Raw genomic sequence first — 20,181 nt, forward strand, 5'->3', positions numbered from 1 at the left:
CGGGGTCTCGTATGCCTACTCCCTGGTCAGACGCCGAGCGCCTGCTTCACCTGGGCAAGGCTCGGGTTCGTCATCACGACCTCAGGGCCACCACTGGAGGGAACTACCTGAACGGTGGGCACCGTCTGGTTTCCGCCATTCGCCTTCTCCACGAACGCGGCGGACTCCGGGTCCTGCTCGATGTTGACCTCGGTGTACGCGATGCCCTCGCGGTCCATCTGGCTCTTCAGCCGACGGCAGTAGCCGCACCACGTGGTGCTGTACATCGTCACGGTGCCCGACATGTCTTTCGTGCTCCTTCGGCGACTCGGGGAAGTGGCGGCTCTGGGATGAGGTCGCAGGAGGTGAACGTCCGCGGCGGCGTGAGCATTCCCGTCGCGCGGTGCCACCGCGCGACACCTGTCGCATTGATACGACTATCGGTGCGTGCCTGTGGACAACCGGCTCATCCGTCTCGCGAGACCTGGCAGCATGGCGGTGTGACAGCAGCAACGCACTCCACCCTCTTCCCGCAGGTACCGGAATCGGCCGACGCGGTGCTCGAAGGGCTCGACCCCGAGCAGCGCGAGGTGGCGACCGCCCTGCGCGGCCCGGTGTGCGTGCTGGCGGGAGCCGGTACGGGCAAGACCCGGGCGATCACCCACCGCATCGCCTATGGGGTGCGCGCCGGGATACTCCAGCCCTCCACCGTGCTCGCCGTCACCTTCACCAACCGTGCGGCCGGCGAGATGCGCGGTCGGCTGCGCCAGCTCGGTGCCTCCGGTGTGCAGGCCCGCACCTTCCACTCGGCGGCGCTGCGGCAGCTCCAGTACTTCTGGCCGAAAGCGGTCGGCGGCTCCCTGCCCAGGCTCGTCGACCGCAAGATCCAGCTCGTCGCCGACGCGGCCGCCGCCTGCCGCATCCGCCTCGACCGGGGTGAGCTGCGCGACGTCACCGCGGAGATCGAGTGGTCCAAGGTCACCCAGACGGTGCCCGCCGACTACGCCCCGGCGGCTGCCAAGGCCGGCCGTGCGGCGCCCCGCGACCCGGCGGAGATCGCGCAGCTGTACGCCGCCTACGAGGACCTCAAGCGTGCGCGCTCCGTCATCGACTTCGAGGACGTGCTGCTGCTGACGGTGGCCGTCCTCCAGGACCGGCACGATGTCGCCGAGCAGGTCCGCGCCCAGTACCAGCACTTCGTGGTCGACGAGTACCAGGACGTCAGCCCGCTCCAGCAGCGTCTGCTGGAGCTGTGGCTCGGGGACCGCGACGACCTGTGCGTGGTCGGCGACGCCAGTCAGACGATCTATTCGTTCACGGGAGCAACCCCCGACCATCTGCTCGACTTCCGCGGCCGCCACCCCGGCGCCACCGTCGTCAAGCTGGTCCGCGACTACCGTTCCACTCCCCAGGTCGTCCACCTGGCCAACGGCCTGCTCGCCCAGGCCCGGGGCCGGGCCGCCGATCACCGTCTGGAGCTGGTCTCCCAGCGGCCCGCGGGCTCCGAGCCCGTCTACGCCGAGTACGCCGACGAACCGGCCGAGGCCGAGGGCGCGGCCCGCCGCATCCGCGAGCTCATCGACTCGGGAGTCCCGGCCGCCGAGATCGCGGTCCTGTTCCGTACCAATTCCCAGTCGGAGACCTTTGAGCAGGCGCTCGCCGACGCCGGGGTCCCGTACCAGTTGAGGGGCGCGGAGCGCTTCTTCGACCGGCCCGAGGTGCGCAAGGCCGGCAGTGCCCTGCGGGCCGCCGCACGCTTCGGCGGCAACGACTCCCTCCTCGACGACGTCGTCGACCTGCCGTCGCAGGTGCGCGCCGTGCTGTCCGGGGAGGGCTGGACGACCGAGCCCCCGGCCGGGTCGGGCGCCGTCCGGGAGCGCTGGGAGTCGCTGGCCGCCCTGGTCGGCCTGGCCCAGGACTTCGCCGCCGCCAGAGCGGGAGCCACGCTGAGCGACCTCATCGTGGAACTCGACGAGCGAGCGGGCGCCCAGCACGCCCCGACGGTGCAGGGCGTCACCCTCGCCTCACTGCACTCTGCCAAGGGCCTGGAGTGGGACGTCGTGTTCCTGGTCGGCGTCGCCGAGGGCATGATGCCGATCACCTACGCAAAGACCGACGAACAGATCGAGGAGGAGCGCCGCCTTCTCTACGTCGGTGTCACCCGCGCGCGCGAACGCCTGCACCTGTCCTGGGCGCTGGCCCGGTCCCCCGGCAGTCGGCCGAACCGCAGGCCCAGCCGGTTTCTGAAGGGGCTGCGGCCCGGTTCGGGCACGGCGGGCGGGCAGACGGCCGCCGGCGGAGCCGGGGGCGTGGAGCGCGGGTTCCGCAGCGGCAGTGGTGGTGGCGTCGTGGCCGCCGCGCCGAGACGGGCCCAGCGGACGCCGGCCCGCTGCCGGGTCTGCGGACGCACGCTCACCGACGCCGGTGAGATGAAGCTGATGCGCTGCGAGGGATGCCCGTCGGACATGGACGAGGGCGTCTACGAGCGGTTGCGCGAGTGGCGGGCGGTGCAGGCGGGACGCAGCGGACAGCCCGCGTTCTGCGTCTTCACCGACAAGACCCTGATGGCGATCGCCGAGTCCGTCCCGGAGGACGAGCGGGAGCTGGCCCGGATCCCGGGGGTCGGGATGCGCAAGCTCCATCGCTACGGGGCCGACGTCCTGGCCATCTGCGCAGGCCAGGAAGGTGTGGGGCTTGACGGGGACGACTGATACAAACTCGTCGAAAAAATAGTTTGCGCATGCCCCGGGAATCCCCATAGGTTCTTGGTCACGGGAACAGCGGCCTTCCCGGAGGCCCTGAATCCGTGTTGTACTTGCATATCCGCGGACTGGTTCGTCCCAGTCCCCCGAGACGCCGAGAGGAGGCGAGTCCAGTGATCAGCATCAACAGCAGCTTCATCGTCAGCTCCACCGCCAAAATGACCGATCGCTCGGCCGTCTCCCTGTGCACGCTCGGCGCTTCTCACTCGGGCACCGGTCTGTCCGGCATTCGTGCCGTGCGTCCGGCTGCCGCCACTGCCGCTCCCGCGGGCCTTCCCGTCCGGGAGCGCAATGAGCGACCGACCAAGGCACTGGAAGCAGCAGTAGCGGCACAGGCGCAGGCCTATGCCTTTACCGCGACCGGTGCCGGATTCCGGAAGCAGACGACGCAGCACCACCTGATGTGGGCCTTCCGTGGGCCAGAACCCTGGAGTGATCCAGCCTGATCGCCGATCAGGCCGGCGCCTTCAGGGCCGCGGAACCCCACCCGGGATCCGCGGCCCTTCTGTTTGTCCCCGAACGGGGGCGACAGCACGAAGGAGCCTCGGGACAAGAAAAGAACCCGGTACCAAGCCGCTACCCGGTCAACCGGCCGGAACGAACAGACGAGGAAGACCACCCGTGCAACTCGAAGCGCACGCCCCGTCCGTACCGCCTTCCGACACGATCCCCAAGCCCTGTTCCACGGAGGACTCCACCTTGACCCCGCTCACCGCGCTCACCGCGCTCGACGACGCCATCGAGAACCTCGGCGTACCCGTCCCCTGCCGCTCCTACGACCCGGAGGTCTTCTTCGCCGAGTCGCCCGCGGACGTGGAGTACGCCAAGTCCCTCTGCCGCACCTGCCCGCTGATCGAGGCCTGCCTCGCCGGTGCCAAGGAGCGGCGTGAGCCCTGGGGCGTCTGGGGTGGCGAGCTGTTCGTCCAGGGTGTCGTCGTCGCCCGGAAGCGGCCCCGTGGTCGCCCGCGCAAGAACCCGGTTTCGGCATGAACACCGCAGGAACGATCGACCGCCCCCTCACGTACGACCCCCAGAAGCAGGCCCCGATGAAGCCGTCCACCCACGACATCGCAGGCACCACGCCTGAAGACTTCACCACCAGTGACGCGAAGGACTCGCGTCAGAACAGGACCCGTGAAATGCAACTCATCCCAGAAGCCCTGGCACGTGCGCATATGCACGACCGCCTGCACGAGGCCGAGCAGGAACGCCGGGCGCTGCGCCTGGCGACCGCTCGCCGGATGCAGCGACGGGCGGAGCGCGCCTCGATGCGTGCCCGGCGTGCGCTGGCCATGGCGGTCATGCAGTAACCGACACACCTGAAGCAACGGTCTCCCGTCGGGAGACCGTTGCTCCGCCCGTGGGGGCCGGTCCGTCCGAACGGACCGGCCCCCACGCCGCGTTCGGCTCCGGTGGATCAGTGGATCGGTGGATCAGTGGATCGGTGGACCAGCGGATCGGTGGACCAGCGGATCGGTGGATCAGGCCTCTGCGGCCGTCCCCTCCACCTCGTACACGTCCTCGCCCGTTTCTTCCGATTCTTCGGCTTCCTCGGCCTCGTCCTCGGCGACGAACCCGACCAGCCACTCCTCCAGCTCGTCGCGCAGCCGGACCGTGGCCCCCAGCTGGCAGAGCACACCGATGGTGCTCAGGGTCACGCGGTGGATCAGGAGATACGCCGGCGGCAGGTTGAGCTGCTTGGCCAGCTGGTACGCGGGGGAGCGGGGGTCACCGATGCGGGCTGCCTGGCTCCGCATCCAGCCGCGGGTGAAGGTGAACGCGTCGACCCTGGCCGGCTCGATGATCGGCAGCAGGTAGTCGAGAACGGCGTCGGGGTCCAGCTCTATCGATTCCTTGACGAAGCCCTCCGCGCAGAGCATCTCGTAGACGGCCTCCGCCTCGCCGTCCAGCGTCATGCGCAGGGCCTCGCCGATGGGCTCGGGCAGACCACCCGGAAGGCGGTCGACGGTGCCGAAGTCCAGGACGCCGAGGCGCCAGTCGTCCTCGCCCTGAGGCCCGCCGGGCAGCAGACGGAAGTTGCCGGGGTGCGGGTCGGCGTGCAGGAGCCCGGTGCGCGCGGGACCGGAGAACAGGAAGTGGGCCAGCAGCTGACCCGCCCGGTCGCGCTGCTCCTGCGTGCCGTTCGAGATGATCTCCGACATCGGGATGCCGTCGATCCACTCGGTGATCAGCACCTGTTCGCACTGGTGGACGACGTCCGGCACCACGATGTCCGGGTCGTCGTCGAAGATCTCGGCATGCGTCCGCTGGGCCTGCGCCTCCAGGTCGTAGTCCAGCTCCTCCGAGACCCGGTCCTTCAGCTCTGTGATCAGCGGCTTGATGTCCATGCCGGGGACCAGCGGGCCGAGCAGGCGGGCGAAGCGGCTGAGTTGGTTCAGGTCGGACAGCAGTGCCTCGCCTGCGCCCGGATACTGCACCTTGACCGCCACCTCGCGGCCGTCGTGCCACACCCCCCGGTGCACCTGGCCGATCGAGGCGGCCGCAGCTGGCCTGTCCTCGAACTCCAGGAACAGGTCCGGCCAGTCCTCACCGAGCCGCTCCGCCAGCACGGAGTGCACGGTGCGCGTCGGCATCGGCGGTGCCGCCTCCTGCAGCTTGGTCAGCGCCGCACGATAGGGGCCGGCGACCTCCTCGGGCAGGGCCGACTCGAAGACGGACAGGGCCTGCCCGAACTTCATCGCCCCGCCCTTGAGCTCGCCCAGCACCTTGAACAGCTGCTCCGCGGTGCGCTGCTGAAGCTGCTGGCCGACGATCTCCGCGGACTCGCCGACGATTCGCTTGCCCAGCCCCCAGGTGGCCCGCCCGGCGAAGCCGAGCGGGAGCGCGGCGAGCTTGGCGGTCCGGGTGACCGCCTTGCGCGGAAGATCAGACATGCGCCCTCCAAGTCCCAGCCGGCCGCTCCGGTTCCGCCTCGTGGCGTACTTCCGCTGACGGCCCTTGCCCAGCCATTGTCGCGCGCCACCCCCTGTCCTCGGGGATGTGTTCCTGCTTACCTTTCCGGTCCGCCCCGCAGGGACATGCGGGGTGCGGCAGGACCGGCCGCACCCTCCATCGCAGGGCGGGCAACGAGACCTCCCAGCGTGCCCCGGTGCTGGAGGGCGTCCGGCCGTCCAGGAAGGCGAGCGCCTGGGCAGCCGCGAACCCGGCGACGGTCGTCGCGAGGGCGAGGTCGCACGGCGGTACCCGACGCTGCCGGCCGGAGCGCCACTGTGCCACCAGCCGTGGCCAAGCAGGGTCCCGGTCCGTGCGGTCCGCCTGCAGGCAGCCGGCGCACCCCGTCTCACCGGGCAGGACGAGGGGGCCGACGACACCGGTGCCCTCCACGACACCGGCGTAGAGGTGGGGTGTGCCGGAGGCCATCAGGGATTCCGCGGCGGTGGGGTCGGGCGCGTGCACCGCGACGTCGTCGCGCGGGGCGACGACCACCAGGGAGAGGACCGGGGCGCTCTCCTCCGGAGGTGTCGTGGGGCCTCGGCGGGGAGGCCGGTCGGGGGCGGCCCGGCGCACGAGGCGGCGGGCCGTCTCGTCCCGGCGGTCGCCGACCGACTCGGCGGGCAGGCCGCCCGGAGCGACGTCCCACAGCTCGACGCGCCCGCCGTCGCGCACGTCGATCCCGCCGACGCCCGCACCCGACAGCAGGCCGGCCAGCACCGCGCCCACGCGTCCGGCGCCCCTCACACCCACCCGTAGGGCGCGTCGGGCGGCCAGGTGTCTGATCGCGTCGCCCGGTTCCGAAGTCGTCAGGGACAGCGAGGCCAGGTCGGGGCGGAGCCGGTCGAGGACCTCCTTCTTCGCCCGCAGGGCGTCGGCGTCCGGCCCGCCGCCCCGCGAGTCGTCGAGCAGACCGGCCCGCGCCAGACGCTCCACGACCCGGTCGACATGCCCGTCCGGCAGGTCCATGCGTTGCCCCGCCTCGCGCAGGAGTGCCGGGCCACGGGTGCCGTTGAGCAGCTCAAGGAAGCTGCCCGTCGCCGTGTCCACCGGTGCCAGTGTCAGCGCGTGCGCCGGTGTCATTCCGAACTGCACGGTGTTCAGATCGCGCCAGCCGCGCCTGAGCGCGGGCTTCACCATCGGATGCATGCCAGGTCCCCCGTATGTCTTGCCGTGTGCGTGTGCGTGTGCGTGTGCGTGTGCGCCCGCCGTCGGTCGCGAATCCGCCGGCGAGTGCCAGCATGCCCGGATGCGCGGAGAGGCGTCGAAAGTTGTCCACAGGTGGTGGATATTCGTCGTACGAATCAGCCGCCCGTCTCCCAGGACGAGTGGCGGATCGGCACCGATGCGTCCCGGAGCCGGGACTTCCCCGTGTGCAGCGGGTAACGTCGTGGCGTGTCCGCCGACCCACTGCACCGCGCCGGGGCACCCCCGCGCACACCGACGAATCCACTGCCGAGCGGCCCGGGGACGAGCGCGATCGAGGTGCGCAGAAGCACCCGGCGGCGCCGGACGGTCTCCGCGTACCGGGAGGGCGATCGCACCGTCGTGCTGATCCCCGCCCGGATGTCCGAGGCCGAGGAGCAACGCTGGGTGAGCGTCATGCTGGACAAGCTGGCCGCCCAGGAGAGCAAGCGCGTCCTGGGCGACGCGGAGCTGGCCGAGCGCGCCGAGCGCCTGTCGGGACAGTACTTCGAGGGCCGGGCCCGGCCCACCTCGGTCCGCTGGGTCACCAACCAGAACACCCGCTGGGGCTCGTGCACCCCGTCCGAGGGAAGCATCCGGCTGTCGCACCGCCTCCAGGGCATGCCCGAGTACGTCGTCGACTACGTCCTCCTGCACGAGCTGGCGCACCTGCTGGTCCCCGGGCACGGGCCCCGGTTCTGGCGGCTCCTGGAGGCGTATCCGCGGACCGAGCGCGCCCGGGGCTACCTGGAGGGTGTGGTCGCCGCGGACCGGCTGCCGCACGTGCCCGGGGCCCGCAGCGAGTAGCCCTGGCGCCCCCGACGGGGGTCCGACACGGTCGCGCACGGGTTTCGTACCGGGTCTGTACCGACTTCCTCCGGTGTCGGTGTTTGCCGTTAGCCTGTCGCGACGCACTCACATTCGGATGGGGGACGGTCGTAACGCATGGCCAGGGAATTTCAACGCGGCCACAAGGCCAGGATCAGTGACCTCACCTCGGGCACGGATCTGTACGTAGGTGTGCAGATCTCCGGCCCCGGGCTGAGCTTCGACATCAGCTGCTTCGGTCTCGACGCCGACGAGCGGTTGTCGGACGACCGGTACTTCGTGTTCTTCAACCAACCGAAGACCCCCGAGGAGTCCATCCAGCTCCTGGGTGCGCAGGCGGGTGACACCGAGTCCTTCCGGGTCACCCTCGACAGGATCCCGCAGCAGATCCAGAAGCTGTCCTTCACCGCGACGATCGACGGCGCGGGACAGATGTCGCAGGTGGGGCCCGGGTACGTCCGGATCGTCGCGGGCGGCGAGGAGGTGGCCCGGTACCCGTTCAGCGGTTCGGAGTTCTCCACCGAGCGCGCCGTGATGCTGGGCGACTTCTACCTGAAGGACGTGTGGCGGTTCGCCGCCGTCGGGCAGGGCTTCGACGGCGGTCTCGACGCGCTGCTGAGGAACTTCGGCGGCGAGGTGGCCGAGGACGAGGCGCCCGCCCCGCAGCAGGCGCAGCAGCCGCAGACGGGTGCCGCCCCGGGCTTCGCCCCGCCCGCCCAGGCCGCGGCGCCGCCGGCCTTCGGTGCGCCCGCCGCACCGGCTCCCGCGGCACCCGCGCCGGCACCCGTGCCGCAGCCCGCCCCGCAGGGCTTCGCCCCGCCGCCACCGGCTCCCGCCCCGGCGCCCGGGCCGGACGTGCACGCCGCGCAGACCATCGTCGCGCCCATGAACACACCGCCCGGCGGTGCCCCGGTGCCGCCCCCCGCCCCGGCGCCCGCGCCGTACGGCCAGCCGGGCCAGCCCGGTCAGCAGCCGCCCTACGGCCAGGTCCCCGGCCAGACCGCCCCGCCGCCCCCCGGCTACGGCCAGCCCCAGGCCCCCCAGGCCCCGGCCCCGCCGCCCGGTTACGGGCAGCCGACCGCACCTCCCGGCTACGGGCAGCAGCCCGGCCCGCCCGCGGGCTACGGCCAGCCGACGCCTCCGCCCGGCTACGGCCAACAGCCTCCCCAGGGCATGCCTCAGGGCATGCCCCAGGCCGCGCCCCAGGGTGCCGGTGTGACCGCGGCGCTCCAGCAGTTCCGGGAGACCCCGACCGGCCAGCGCTGGACCCAGCAGAACAAGAAGCTGGTCCGCGTCGACCTCGGCGCGGAGGGCCAGCCCGTCCTCGCCCGGCAGGGCAGCATGGTGCTCTACCAGGGCAAGGTCGACTTCAGCTACAAGGGCGCCGGATTCGCCGGGCGGGTCGTGGGCAACGCGACCGGCCAGGAGATGCAGCTGATGCGCTGCACCGGCAAGGGACAGGTGTTCCTCGCGGAGAACTCCGCGATGCTGCACCCCATCGAGCTCCAGGGCGACGCCGTGTGCGTCTCCGCGGAGAACGTCCTGGCCTTCGACGAGAGCCTCCAGTACGAGGTCCGCCGCATCGAGGGCCACGGCATCCCGGGCGGGGCACTGTTCACCATGCAGTTCCAGGGCACCGGCACGATCGTCGTGAAGACGCGCGGTGTGCCCGTGGTGCTGCCGGTCACGCCCACGACCTTCGCCGACTGCAACGCCGTGGTCGCCTGGTCCGCCGCCGCCCAGGTGGTCGTCTCCAGCCAGGTGCGGATGCGCCGCAACTCCTACGCGGGCGACACGGGCGAAAGCGTCAACCTGCAGTTCCGGGCCGCGCCCGGCAGCTTCGTCGTCGTCCAGCCGTACGAGATCTGAGGGAGAGCCCGACATGAACCAGCCGCTCGCGGGCTACGCTCCCGCTCCTGCCGGCGCCCGCATGGAGAACCACGGCAACCACATGCTGAAGGTCGCCATGCAGACCGGAAACGACCTCCTCGCGCGCGTGGGCTCGATGACCGCCTACGAGGGCTTCGTCCAGTACGAGCCGAACCCGCCGGCCGTCCGCCAGATCGCCAAGGACTGGATGACCGGGGAGGGCGCGCCCCTGATGAAGTGCTCCGGCGACGGGCTGCTCTACCTCGCCGACTACGGTGCCAACGTCGTCGTGATCAACCTCAACGGCGACGGAATCTCCGTCAACGCCACCAACCTGCTCGCCTTCGACGCCCACCTGACGTGGGGCGTGGAGCGGGTCAAGGGCCTGGCGAAATTCGCCGGGCAGGGCCTGTGGAACACGAAGATCTCCGGGCAGGGCTGGGTCGCGCTCACCTCCCGGGGCAAGCCGATCGTGGTCGACTGCGGCGGCGGCGAGGACGAGACCTACGTCGACCCCGACGCGCTCGTGGCCTGGTCCCCGAACCTCAAGGTGAAGGGCAAGCGCAGCTTCAAGGCGCAGTCGCTGATCGGCCGCGGCAGCGGCGAGGCCTTCCAGATGGCCTTCTCCGGTCAGGGCATCGTCGTCGTCCAGCCCAGCGAGGACAGCACCGACCGCCTCCGGGTCCGGGGCTGAGGGGGAGCCAGAACATCATGCAGAGCCCGATTTTCGCCTACAACGACCAGCAGACCCAGGAAGCCTGGAGCCTGCAGAACAAGCACATGCTCCGTGTCGCCCTGACGGGCCACGACGACGTGCTCGCCCGCAAGGGCACGATGGTCGCCTACCAGGGGCTCGTCGAGTTCGACGCCGAGTACCAGAGCAACAACCAGTCGCGCGCGCGTGCACACACCGGCGAGGGACTGGAGCTGATGCGCTGCCACGGGCAGGGCACGGTCTACTTCTCCAACCTCGCCCAGTGCGTCCACGTCGTGGACGTCGACCAGGACGGCCTCACCGTCGACAGCAGCTACGTGCTCGCGATGGACTCGAACCTCCACCACGAGGTCATCGCGGTGGACAGCCTCTACGGCATCTCCGGCTCGGGGAAGTACCAGCTCAACATCACCGGCCGCGGCAAGGTCGCCCTGATGACCTCGGGCTCCCCGCTGTTCATGCAGGTGACACCCGACAAGTACGTCAACTGCGACGCCGACGCGATCGTCGCCTGGTCCACCGGCCTGCGCGTGCAGATGCAGGCCCAGACGCACTCCTCCGGAGTGTGGCGGCGCCGCGGCAACACCGGAGAGGGCTGGGAGCTGAGCTTCATGGGCAGCGGCTTCGCGCTCGTCCAGCCCAGCGAGCTGCTGCCGCCGCAGAACGCCCAGGTCGGGCAGGGCCTCGCCGCGCAGTACGGCATGGGCCAGCACGGAGCCCGCGGCCAGAACCAGGGCAACGTCTGGAGCTGAGCCGCCCGGCTGCCGCTGTCCGGTAAGGGGTGATCGCCGCGGCGGTCACCCCTTACCGGTCACAGGCGATCGCGGGTCGCCTCCAGCAGGCGTACGACCGAGTCGTCGGCCACGTCCGCGACCTCGGCGTACGGGAACCAGCGCAGATCCAGCGACTCGTCGCTGATCGCCTCCACGGCACCCTCCGGGGCCAGGGCCGCGTACTGGACGTCCAGGTGCCAGGCGCAGGGCGTGTGGTGCCGGTCCAGCCGCACGGGGCCACCGGACAGCAGGGTCAGTCTGGCGATGCCCGACTCCTCCGCCCCCTCGCGCAGCGCGGCTCGGGCCAGCGTCTCGTCGACCGGCTCGCAGTGACCGCCCATCTGCAGCCACATGCGCATCTTCTTGTGCAGGGTGAGCAGGACCCGCTCGCGCGAGGGATCGATCACCAAGGCGCTCGCCGTGACGTGCCCGTCCCCGCAGGCCTTCCACATCCCGTCCGGGTGCGTCGCGAGATGGTCCAGGTAGACCTGTCGCAGCTCGTCCTGGCCCTCGTACGCCTTCAGGACCAGCACGGCGTCGTCGTGGAGGCTCACTCGTCGTCGTCGCCCTTGGGCTTGTCCCGGTCGTCGGCCCGGTTCTCGCCCCGGGCGCCCTCGTCCTTCTTCTTCGGATCGGGCTTCCTCAGATCGGGCTTGCCCGCCGCCTCGCCGAGCATCTTGTCCAGCTCGGAGAAGTCGAGCTGCTCCCGGTGCACGAAGCCGTCCGGGTCGTCCAGGTCGGTCGCGGTCGGCAGCATGTCCGGGTGGGCCCACAGCCCGTCCCGGCCGTCGACCCCGTGCGCGTCCGTCAGGGACGCCCACAGGCGGGAGGCGTCGCGCAGCCGGCGCGGACGCAGCTCCAGACCGATCAGCGTCGCGAACGTCTGCTCCGCGGGACCGCCCGAGGCGCGACGGCGGCGCAGCGTCTCGCGCAGCGCGTCGGCGGAGGACAGGCGCGGCTTCGCGGCGGTGTGCACCACCGCGTCCACCCAGCCCTCGACGAGCGCGAGAGCGGTCTCCAGGCGGGCCAGGGCCGCCTTCTGCTCCGGCGTGTCCTCCGGCTGGAACATGCCCTGCTGGAGAGCCTCCTGCAGCTGCTCGGGGTTCTGCGGATCGAACTGGCCGACCACGTCCTCCAGCTTGGCCGTGTCGACCTTGATCCCACGGGCGTAGCCGTCGACGGCACCGAACAGGTGCGAGCGCAGCCACGGCACGTGCGCGAAGAGGCGCTGGTGGGCGGCCTCGCGCAGCGCCAGGTACAGCCGCACCTCCTCCTGCGGCACGCCGAGGTCCTTGCCGAACGACTCGATGTTCGCCGGCAGCAGCGCGGCCTTGCCGGCCGGGCCGAGCGGCAGACCCACGTCGGTCGAGCCGACGACCTCGCCGGCGAGCACGCCGACGGCCTGCCCGATCTGCGTGCCGAACATGGCGCCGCCCATCGACCGCATCATGCCGATCAGCGGGCCGGCCATGGCCTGCATCTCCTCCGGCAGCACGTCGCCCATGGCGTTGCCGACGCGCTCGGCGACCGGGTCGACCAGCTCGCGCCACGTGGGCAGGGTCGCCTCGACCCACTCCGCGCGGCTCCAGGCCACGGCGGTGCCCGCGCCCGAAGGCAGGGCCGTCGCGTCGTCCAGCCACAGGTCGGCCAGGCGCACCGCCTCCTGCACGGCATTGCGCTCGGCGGGACCGACGCTGGCGTCCTTGCGGCCGTCCGGCGTGCCCTGGGAGACCGTCTGGCGGGCGATCTGCTTGGCCATGTCCCAGTTCACCGGGCCGCCCTCGTAGGAGAGCATCTGGCCCAGCTGCTGGAACGCGGCACCCAGGTCGTTGGGGTTCATGGAACCGAACATGGCAGCGAACGGGTTGTCCGCACCGGGGCCGCCCAGGCCTCCGGCTCCGGACATCCCGAAACCGAACGGGTTGGCCGGTCCCTGACCACCGCCGCTCTGCTGGTCCTTCTTCTTGCCCTCGTCGCCGTCGTCCGGCTCCTCCGGCGGAAGGCCGAATCCGAATGGGGTGTCACTCACGGGGTTCCTCGGCTGGTAGGGCCGCCGGTTCTTTCCGGCGGCACGGCTGCCCGACTTCACCACCCAGCGTAGACACCCGAAGCCGATCGGGCCTCGGTGCTTCGCCGACTGACGGCCTGCGGCAGGATGGATGCCACCTGGTACGCACGCGTCGCTCGCGCTCGTACTGAAGACAACCTCTGGAGACGCCCGGTGAGTTCCCCAGATCCGCAGGTTCGCGCAGCGCGAAACCAGTCAACCAGCTCCGCCCGCCCCGGCGCGCGCGGACCCGTCGTCGCGGTCACCGGTGCCGCGTCCGGGGTAGGGGCGCTGCTCACCGCGCGGCTCGCCGCGTCCGACGAGGTCAGACAGGTTGTGGCCATCGACGAGCGGCGCGGCGGCTGCGAGGCGGCGCAGTGGCAGATCCTGGACGTCCGGGACCCCGCCATCGCCGAGAAACTGCGTGGTGCGGACGTTGTGGTGCACCTGGCGCTCGACCTCGACCTGGAGACCGACGCGGCCGCCCGGACGGCTTACAACGTCCGGGGGACACAGACCGTCCTGACCGCCGCGGCGGCGGCCGGCGTGCACAGGGTGGTGCTGTGCACCTCCGCGATGGTCTACGGCGCGCTCCCGGACAACGAGCTGCCGCTGTCCGAGGATGCCGAGCTGCGCGCCACGGCCGAGGCCACGGGCGTCGGGGACCTGCTGGAGATCGAGCGGCTCGCGCGGCGCGCACCCCGGGCGCATCCCGGCCTGAACGTGACCGTGGTGCGGCCCGCCGTGCTGGTCGGCGGCATGGACACCGCGCTGACCAGGTACTTCGAGTCGCCCCGGCTGCTCGTCGTGGCCGGATCGCGGCCCGCCTGGCAGTTCTGCCACGTCGACGACCTGTGCAGTGCCCTGGAGTACGCCGTCCTGGAGAAGGCCGACGGAGAGCTGGCCGTCGGATGCGACGGCTGGCTGGAGCAGGAGGAGGTCGAGGAGCTCAGCGGCATCCGGCGCATGGAGCTGCCCTCCGCGGTCGCGCTCGGCGCCGCGGCCCGGCTGCACCGGATCGGACTGACCCCCTCCCCGGCCGGGGACCTGGCGTACACGATGTACCCCTGGGTCGTCAGCGGCAGCCGCCTGCACGATGCCGGATGGCGTCCGAAACACACGAACGAGGAGGTCCTGGCGGAGCTGCTCGAGGAGGTCTCGGGGCGGCACACGGTCGCCGGCCGGCGCCTCGGGCGCAAGGACGCGACGGCGGCTGGGGCCGCGGGCGCGACGGTGGCGCTGCTCGGCGCGGCCGCGGTGGTGCGTCGTGCGCGCAAGGCCCGGCGCCGCATCTGAGGTGCCTCTCCTTCGCCCAGGACCCCTCGGCGCGACCCCGTGCCTGTAGGAGACTCCAACGCCTCACGCGCGCGTGCCGGGCGATCACGCTATTCCGCGCCGTCCGTGGCGTGGGGCACGATAGAGGTATGGCAACCACGAACGACCACCCCGGTGAGCTGGCCGCGGCCGACCCGGTCAAGCTGATCGGCATCCGGGAGACGCCCCTGTCCGTGGACGAGGTCTTCGGCGCGGTCGGGGACGACGCGTCGGGCGGCACCGCGCTGTTCGTGGGGACCGTGCGCAACCACGACGGGGGCACCGACGTCGACCGGCTCGGGTACTCGTGCCACCCGAACGCCGAGGCGGAGATGCGCCGGATCGCCGAGAAGGTCGTCGCGGAGTACCCCGTACGGGCACTCGCGGCGCTGCACCGTGTGGGTGACCTGGAGGTCGGGGACCTCGCGGTGGTCGTCGCCGTGTCCTGCCCGCACCGGGGCGAGGCCTTCGACGCCTGCCGGAAGCTGATCGACGACCTCAAGCACGAGGTGCCCATCTGGAAGCACCAGACGTTCTCCGACGGCACCGAGGAGTGGGTGGGCGCGTAGTTCCGTGCCCGCACCTCCGGTTGCGTAACCCGCCCCCCGGCGTGAGCGTTGTCACTGCGAATGGTTAATCTGCTGATCAGTCAGTCGCGGACGCTCATGGGGTTGGGAGGTCGGCATGGGAGCGCTTGCCTGGTTGCTGATTCCGCTGGTGGCCGCCGTCGGTGCGGGCCTGTGGGGAAGCTGGGCCAACCGAACCCGCAGGGCACGGAGCGACGGTCCCGAGCTGGACGGGTACGCCCGGTTCCGTGAGGCCATGGAGAAGCCCCGCACGGGTGCCTGACGGCCGCCCCGACGGCCGATTGGCGACCGCCGCCCTGACGGTGTTCCGACAGCCGCGTCCCGTACTGTCGTGCCATGCCACGCCGCACCGCGACGATGCTCGCCTCCACCCTGATGCTGATCGCGCTCCTGTGCGCGGGTGTTTTCATCCCCGTGCCGTACTCGGAGATGTCTCCCGGGCCGACGGTGAACACCCTCGGGGACCACGACGGCGAGCCGGTGCTCCAGATCTCCGGTCACAAGACCTACGAGGCGAGCGGTCATCTGAACATGACCACCGTCCGGGTCACCAGCGCCGAGTACCGGATGAACCTCGTGGAGGCGGTCTACGGCTGGCTGGCGCACGACAACAGCGTGGTGCCGCACGACACCCTCTACCCGGACGGCAAGACCGAGGAAGAGGCCACCCAGGAAAACGCGGAGGAGTTCAGCCAGTCCCAGGAGAGCGCGAAGGTCGCCGCCCTGAAGGCGCTCGACATCCCGGTGAAGTCCTGGGTGGTCGTCTCCGCCGTCGTCAAGGACTCCCCGTCGCAGGGCAGACTGCACGCCGGTGACGTGATCAAGGCCGTGGACGGCACGACCGTCAAGAAGCCCGGGGACGTCGCCGAGCTGGTGACCAAGCACGAGCCGGGGCAGGACACCGTCTTCACGATCGTGCCCGCCAAGGAGCAGGCCGCCGCGGAGAAGGAGGGCCGGACGGCGACGAAGACCCAGAAGGTCACCATCACGACCGAGACCTCCCAAGACGCGGGTGCGAAACGCGCCGTCGTCGGGATCTCCGCCGGAACCGATCACACGTTCCCGTTCGAGGTCGACATCAAGCTGGCCGACGTCGGCGGCCCGAGCGCCGGTCTGATGTTCGCCCTCGGCATCTACGACAAGCTCACCCCCGGTGACCTCACCGGCGGCAAGTTCGTCGCCGGCACCGGGACGATCGACGACAACGGCAAGGTCGGCCCGATCGGCGGCATCGGCATGAAGACCATCGGCGCGCACGACAAGGGCGCCCAGTACTTCCTGACGCCCGCGGACAACTGCGCGGCGGCCGCCGAGGACACCCCCGACGGGCTCACCCTCGTGAAGGTCGACACCATCGACGACGCCCTCGGCGCGCTCGACGACATCCGTTCCGGAAAGACCGCCGACCTGCCGAAGTGCACGGAGGGGTAGCCCCTCCGCACAGCAGTCCCGGCGGCCGGCGGCCGGCGGGCCTACTCCTCGAAGGTCGCGGTCAGCGCCGCGGCCAGACCCGGCACCAGATCGGAACCCGTGAGGACCTCCGTGGCCGCGTCCTTCTCACGCAGCCGCAGGGCCGAGTCACGGCTGCCGTCCCGCAGGACCGCGACCGTCATGCGGACCTCCTGACGGTCCGGGTGCTCCGCCACCCACTGCGCGAGCTTCTTCTCGTTGAGGCCCGAAGGCACCTGGGCCTCGGCCGAGGGCGGCAGCATCAGGCGCTCCACGGCGAGCGCGCAGCCGACCACGGCGTCGGGCCAGGCGATGGTGCCCAGGAACTCGTCGAGCGCCTGGTCCGTTGGAATTTCGTCCTGCTCGATCGGGGTGAGGCCGGAGGTCGCCGGTTCCTCCTGCAGACCGAGCCGGTCCGCGAGCGAGGGCTGGTCGGCCCGCAGCCGTGCGGTGTCGACAAGTGCAAAGAGGCGTGCGGGCTGGTCCCAGCCGAGGCCGGAGACGTACTCGTCGATCTCGAGTACGGCCCGGGTGAGGGGGCTCGCTGCCATGGGGGTGTTGGACATGGTCACAATCCTGCCTCGTTCATGGCCGGAATCGGGAACCGAGTAAACGATGAGTAAGTTGCATAAGTGTGGGCCCACGATCACGGGGGCGCACGGGGGGCCCGCGAACCCGAGGGCCTGACGGATCAACAGCGAACTTCGAGGTGCGCACCTTGGCTTTCCAGATGCCGGACCGCGGCGGAGGCCCCCCGACGGGGCCGCGGATCAGAGTGGGCCGCCCGTCCCGGCGTGTCCGAACCCTGCTGCTGACACTTGGTGTCCTCGCCGTGCTCGCCATGGCGTTCACCATGTTCGCGGGATTCTGGACGGACTGGCTCTGGTACCGGTCGGTCCACTACTCGTCGGTGTTCACGACGACCCTGTGGACCAAGATCGGCCTCTTCTTCGTCTTCGGCCTGCTGATGGCGCTCGCCGTCGGGTTCAACATCTGGTTGGCCCACCGCCTGCGCCCGCCGCTGAGCGCCATGTCGATGGAGCAGCAGAACCTCGACCGGTACCGGATGGGCATCGCCCCGTACAAGAAGTGGCTGCTGCTCGGCATCACCGCCCTGGTCGGCCTGATCGCCGGCGCCTCGGCGTCCGGCCAGTGGCGGACCTGGCTGATGTGGGTCAACGGCGTGCCCTTCGGACAGAAGGACCCCCAGTTCAAGCTGGACGTCTCCTTCTACGCCTTCGACCTGCCCTGGTACCGGTTCCTGCTCGGCTTCGGCTTCGCAGCCGTGATCATCTCGGTGATCGCCGCCGCGCTCACCCACTACCTGTACGGCGGGCTCCGCGTCACCAGCCCGGGCGCGCGCGCCACGGCCGCGGCCACCGGGCACCTCTCGGTGCTCATCGGAGTCTTCGTCGCCCTCAAGGCGGTCGCCTACTGGCTCGACCGGTACGGCCTCGCGGTGAAGTCCAGCGACTTCAAGGCGACCGACAACTGGACGGGCCTCAGGTACGTCGACGCCAACGCCTACCTGCCGGCCAAGACGATCCTCTTCTGCATCGCGGTCATCTGCGCCCTGCTGTTCTTCGCCACCCTGTGGCGGCGCACCTGGCAGCTGCCCGTGATCGGCTTCGGCCTGATGGTGCTCTCCGCGATCCTCATCGGCGGCCTGTACCCGGCGCTGGTCCAGAAGTTCCAGGTCCAGCCGAACGAGCAGGCCAAGGAAGCGCCCTACGTCGAGAAGAACCTCGCGGCCACGCGTGACGCGTACGGCATCGAGGGCACGCAGGTCAGCGAGTACCCGGGCAAGAGCGAGACCAAGGACAAGACCAAGCTCCGTGACGACGCGGACGCCGCGGCGTCCGTCCGGATCATGGACCCGAACATCATCTCGCCGACGTTCCAGCAGCTTCAGCAGATGCGTAACTACTACGCGTTCCCGACCAACCTGGACGTCGATCGCTACGCCAAGGACGGCAAGGACCAGGACACGGTCATCGGCCTGCGCGAGCTGAACCTGGCGGGCATCCCGAAGAAGAACTGGATCAACAACCATTTCCGCTACACCCACGGCTACGGCGTGGTCGCGGCGAAGGGCACCCAGGTCGACTCCGAGGGACGCCCGGTCTTCACCGAGTCCAACCTGCCGTCCGAGGGCGACCTCGGGGATTACGAGCAGCGGGTCTACTACGGCGAGAAGACCACCACCTACTCGATCGTCGGCGGTCCCCAGAAGGAGATCGACTACTCCGACGACACCGGGGAGAAGACGTTCAGCTACAAGGGCGACGGCGGCGTCGACCTGTCCAACCCGATCAACCGGGCGGCGTACGCGGCGGCGTTCAGCGAACCGCAGATCCTCTACTCCGGCGCGATCGGCGACGGTTCGCGGATTCTTTACAACCGCACGCCCAAGGAGCGCGTCGAGGCGGTCGCGCCCTGGCTGACCATCGACGGCGACGCCTATCCGGCGGTGGTGGACGGCCGCATCCAGTGGATCGTCGACGCCTACACGACGACGAACGGCTATCCGTACGCCTCCCGTACGACGCTCGGCGACACCACCGCGGACTCGCTGACCGCCAACAACAACTCGCGCGCGGTGGTGGCCCAGCAGAACCAGGTCAACTACATCCGCAACTCCGTGAAGGCGACCGTCGACGCGTACAGCGGTGACGTGAAGCTCTACCAGTGGGACACCCAGGATCCGATACTGAAGACCTGGATGAAGGCGTTCCCGGACACGGTGCAGGACAAGGGCGAGATCTCCAAGGAGCTGATGGCGCACCTGCGCTATCCGCAGGATCTGTTCAAGGTCCAGCGCGAGCTGCTCACGCGCTACCACGTGAAGGACGCCAACACGTTCCTCAGCGGCAGCGAGGTGTGGCAGGTGCCGGACGACCCGACCAACAAGTCGGGCGACGCGGTACCGCCGTACTACCTGAGCATGAAGATGCCCGACCAGAAGGCCCAGGCGTTCTCGCTGACGACGACGTTCACACCCAACGGGCGTGACAACCTCAGCGCCTTCATGGCGGTCGACGCCGAAGCCGGCACCAGTGACTACGGCAAGATCAGAATCCTGAAACTGCCGACGAGCACGACCGTCGACGGACCCAAACAGGTACAGAGCCAGTTCAACTCCGAACAGGACATCGCCGAGTCCATCAGGCTGCTGAGAGGCGGCGACTCGGAGGTGGAGTACGGCAACCTGCTGACGGTGCCGCTGGACGGCGGACTGCTGTACGTCGAGCCCGTCTACGTCCGCGGTGGCGACCTCAAGTACCCGTTGCTGCGCAAGGTCCTGGTGAGCTACGGGGGCAACACCGCCTTCGAGAACACACTCGACGCGGCCCTCAACAAGGTCTTCGGAGCGCAGGCCGCCGAGACCGAGCAGCCACCGGACGAGGGCGACGACACGACCGAGCCGCCGCCGACGTCCACCAACCCCACGGTCCGGGAAGCGCTGAGCGATGCGCAGAAGGCCTTCGACGCCGGGCAGAAGGCCCTGGAACAGAAGGACTTGGCCGCGTATGCCGAGGCGCAGAAGGACCTGGAGGAGGCACTCCAGCGGGCCGAGGACGCACAGGCCAAGGCGGACCAGAGCGCCGGCGGCAAGAACGGCGACGACAAGAGCAGTGGGGACAAGGCCGGGGGCGACAAGGCCGGTCCGGACGCGACGCCGACCGGTGATGCCGGTGGCGGAGCGGACACCGGCTGACCG

The 20,181-nt window shown here is 70.4% G+C and carries 19 protein-coding genes; 13 read left to right on the plus strand and 6 right to left on the minus strand.

What is annotated here, in order from left to right; translation table 11 throughout:
* Positions 1–26: 26 nt before the first annotated feature.
* Complete coding sequence (locus C4J65_RS23015) at positions 27–284, minus strand: mycoredoxin (RefSeq protein ID WP_115744095.1); 258 nt, start codon at positions 282–284, stop codon at positions 27–29.
* Between the two features lie 195 nt (positions 285–479).
* On the opposite strand from C4J65_RS23015, the gene C4J65_RS23020 reads away from it, so the two are divergent.
* The 4 genes from C4J65_RS23020 (at position 480) to C4J65_RS23035 (ending at position 4,051) form a co-directional block, all read left to right on the plus strand.
* The gene (locus C4J65_RS23020) at positions 480–2,690 is read left to right on the plus strand and encodes an ATP-dependent DNA helicase UvrD2 (RefSeq protein WP_205351052.1); all 2,211 of its coding nucleotides are present in this window, start codon (positions 480–482) and stop codon (positions 2,688–2,690) included.
* Between the two features lie 164 nt (positions 2,691–2,854).
* Complete coding sequence (locus C4J65_RS23025) at positions 2,855–3,187, plus strand: hypothetical protein (protein WP_162833303.1); 333 nt, start codon at positions 2,855–2,857, stop codon at positions 3,185–3,187.
* Positions 3,188–3,362: 175 nt separating this feature from the next.
* Complete coding sequence (locus C4J65_RS23030; protein WP_003973786.1) at positions 3,363–3,731, plus strand: WhiB family transcriptional regulator; 369 nt, start codon at positions 3,363–3,365, stop codon at positions 3,729–3,731.
* Positions 3,728–4,051: a hypothetical protein gene (locus C4J65_RS23035; RefSeq protein WP_115744098.1), complete on the plus strand. Its 324-nt coding sequence runs from the start codon at positions 3,728–3,730 to the stop codon at positions 4,049–4,051. The genes C4J65_RS23030 and C4J65_RS23035 overlap by 4 nt, the downstream gene beginning before the upstream one ends.
* Positions 4,052–4,222: 171 nt before the next feature.
* Here the strand turns inward: C4J65_RS23035 and C4J65_RS23040 are convergent, their stop codons facing one another.
* Both C4J65_RS23040 and C4J65_RS23045 read right to left on the minus strand, forming a co-directional pair.
* Positions 4,223–5,635: an AarF/ABC1/UbiB kinase family protein gene (locus C4J65_RS23040; protein ID WP_115744099.1), complete on the minus strand. Its 1,413-nt coding sequence runs from the start codon at positions 5,633–5,635 to the stop codon at positions 4,223–4,225.
* The gene (locus C4J65_RS23045; protein WP_115744100.1) at positions 5,628–6,842 is read right to left on the minus strand and encodes a TOMM precursor leader peptide-binding protein; all 1,215 of its coding nucleotides are present in this window, start codon (positions 6,840–6,842) and stop codon (positions 5,628–5,630) included. Before C4J65_RS23045 ends, C4J65_RS23040 begins: the two co-directional genes overlap by 8 nt.
* Positions 6,843–7,088: 246 nt before the next feature.
* Between C4J65_RS23045 and C4J65_RS23050 the strand changes: the two genes are divergently transcribed.
* The 4 genes from C4J65_RS23050 to C4J65_RS23065 all read left to right on the plus strand — a co-directional run bounded on the left by C4J65_RS23050 (position 7,089) and on the right by C4J65_RS23065 (position 11,042).
* A complete protein-coding gene (locus C4J65_RS23050; RefSeq protein WP_162833304.1) occupies positions 7,089–7,685 on the plus strand; it encodes a M48 family metallopeptidase in 597 nt (198 codons plus the stop codon).
* A 138-nt stretch (positions 7,686–7,823) separates the two neighbouring features.
* Positions 7,824–9,575, plus strand: a complete 1,752-nt coding sequence (locus C4J65_RS23055; RefSeq protein WP_115744102.1) for a TerD family protein — start codon at positions 7,824–7,826, stop codon at positions 9,573–9,575.
* A 13-nt stretch (positions 9,576–9,588) separates the two neighbouring features.
* Positions 9,589–10,269 (plus strand): AIM24 family protein, encoded by a 681-nt coding sequence (locus C4J65_RS23060; RefSeq protein WP_003973780.1) that lies wholly within the window; start codon positions 9,589–9,591, stop codon positions 10,267–10,269.
* Between the two features lie 17 nt (positions 10,270–10,286).
* Positions 10,287–11,042 carry an AIM24 family protein gene (locus C4J65_RS23065; protein WP_115744103.1) on the plus strand — a complete coding sequence of 252 codons (756 nt, stop codon included), beginning with the start codon at positions 10,287–10,289 and terminating at the stop codon, positions 11,040–11,042.
* Positions 11,043–11,101: 59 nt separating this feature from the next.
* Here the strand turns inward: C4J65_RS23065 and C4J65_RS23070 are convergent, their stop codons facing one another.
* Both C4J65_RS23070 and C4J65_RS23075 read right to left on the minus strand, forming a co-directional pair.
* Complete coding sequence (locus C4J65_RS23070) at positions 11,102–11,617, minus strand: NUDIX hydrolase (protein WP_115744104.1); 516 nt, start codon at positions 11,615–11,617, stop codon at positions 11,102–11,104.
* On the minus strand, positions 11,614–13,092 hold the full coding sequence (locus C4J65_RS23075; RefSeq protein ID WP_115744105.1) for a zinc-dependent metalloprotease: 1,479 nt from the start codon (positions 13,090–13,092) through the stop codon (positions 11,614–11,616). Before C4J65_RS23075 ends, C4J65_RS23070 begins: the two co-directional genes overlap by 4 nt.
* Positions 13,093–13,284: 192 nt before the next feature.
* Here C4J65_RS23075 and C4J65_RS23080 point away from each other — a divergent pair, with 192 nt between their 5' ends.
* The 4 genes from C4J65_RS23080 to C4J65_RS23090 all read left to right on the plus strand — a co-directional run bounded on the left by C4J65_RS23080 (position 13,285) and on the right by C4J65_RS23090 (position 16,442).
* Entirely contained in the window at positions 13,285–14,406 is a 1,122-nt protein-coding gene (locus C4J65_RS23080; RefSeq protein ID WP_003973776.1) for an SDR family oxidoreductase, read from the plus strand.
* Positions 14,407–14,534: 128 nt separating this feature from the next.
* Positions 14,535–14,993, plus strand: a complete 459-nt coding sequence (locus C4J65_RS23085) for a molybdenum cofactor biosynthesis protein MoaE (protein ID WP_115744106.1) — start codon at positions 14,535–14,537, stop codon at positions 14,991–14,993.
* A gap of 115 nt (positions 14,994–15,108) precedes the next feature.
* Positions 15,109–15,273, plus strand: a complete 165-nt coding sequence (locus C4J65_RS36390) for a hypothetical protein (protein ID WP_003973774.1) — start codon at positions 15,109–15,111, stop codon at positions 15,271–15,273.
* A gap of 74 nt (positions 15,274–15,347) precedes the next feature.
* A complete protein-coding gene (locus tag C4J65_RS23090) occupies positions 15,348–16,442 on the plus strand; it encodes a PDZ domain-containing protein (RefSeq protein ID WP_115744107.1) in 1,095 nt (364 codons plus the stop codon).
* A 41-nt stretch (positions 16,443–16,483) separates the two neighbouring features.
* Here C4J65_RS23090 and C4J65_RS23095 read toward each other — a convergent pair whose 3' ends face one another.
* Positions 16,484–17,026, minus strand: a complete 543-nt coding sequence (locus C4J65_RS23095; protein ID WP_162833305.1) for a PPA1309 family protein — start codon at positions 17,024–17,026, stop codon at positions 16,484–16,486.
* 164 nt (positions 17,027–17,190) lie between these two features.
* On the opposite strand from C4J65_RS23095, the gene C4J65_RS23100 reads away from it, so the two are divergent.
* A complete protein-coding gene (locus C4J65_RS23100; protein ID WP_115744109.1) occupies positions 17,191–20,178 on the plus strand; it encodes a UPF0182 family protein in 2,988 nt (995 codons plus the stop codon).
* Positions 20,179–20,181: the final 3 nt, after the last annotated feature.

It is taken from the genome of Streptomyces sp. CB09001, from assembly GCF_003369795.1.
Taxonomy (GTDB): Bacteria; Actinomycetota; Actinomycetes; order Streptomycetales; family Streptomycetaceae; genus Streptomyces.

Coding starts and splice junctions, on each gene's coding strand:
- C4J65_RS23015 (WP_115744095.1), bottom strand. CDS start 284: ATGTCGGGCACCGTGACGATGTACAGCACCACGTGGTGCGGCTACTGC.
- C4J65_RS23090 (WP_115744107.1), top strand. CDS start 15,348: ATGCCACGCCGCACCGCGACGATGCTCGCCTCCACCCTGATGCTGATC.
- C4J65_RS23035 (WP_115744098.1), top strand. CDS start 3,728: ATGAACACCGCAGGAACGATCGACCGCCCCCTCACGTACGACCCCCAG.
- C4J65_RS23040 (WP_115744099.1), bottom strand. CDS start 5,635: ATGTCTGATCTTCCGCGCAAGGCGGTCACCCGGACCGCCAAGCTCGCC.
- C4J65_RS23085 (WP_115744106.1), top strand. CDS start 14,535: ATGGCAACCACGAACGACCACCCCGGTGAGCTGGCCGCGGCCGACCCG.
- C4J65_RS23065 (WP_115744103.1), top strand. CDS start 10,287: ATGCAGAGCCCGATTTTCGCCTACAACGACCAGCAGACCCAGGAAGCC.
- C4J65_RS23055 (WP_115744102.1), top strand. CDS start 7,824: ATGGCCAGGGAATTTCAACGCGGCCACAAGGCCAGGATCAGTGACCTC.
- C4J65_RS23100 (WP_115744109.1), top strand. CDS start 17,191: ATGCCGGACCGCGGCGGAGGCCCCCCGACGGGGCCGCGGATCAGAGTG.
- C4J65_RS36390 (WP_003973774.1), top strand. CDS start 15,109: ATGGGAGCGCTTGCCTGGTTGCTGATTCCGCTGGTGGCCGCCGTCGGT.
- C4J65_RS23045 (WP_115744100.1), bottom strand. CDS start 6,842: ATGCATCCGATGGTGAAGCCCGCGCTCAGGCGCGGCTGGCGCGATCTG.
- C4J65_RS23095 (WP_162833305.1), bottom strand. CDS start 17,026: ATGTCCAACACCCCCATGGCAGCGAGCCCCCTCACCCGGGCCGTACTC.
- C4J65_RS23060 (WP_003973780.1), top strand. CDS start 9,589: ATGAACCAGCCGCTCGCGGGCTACGCTCCCGCTCCTGCCGGCGCCCGC.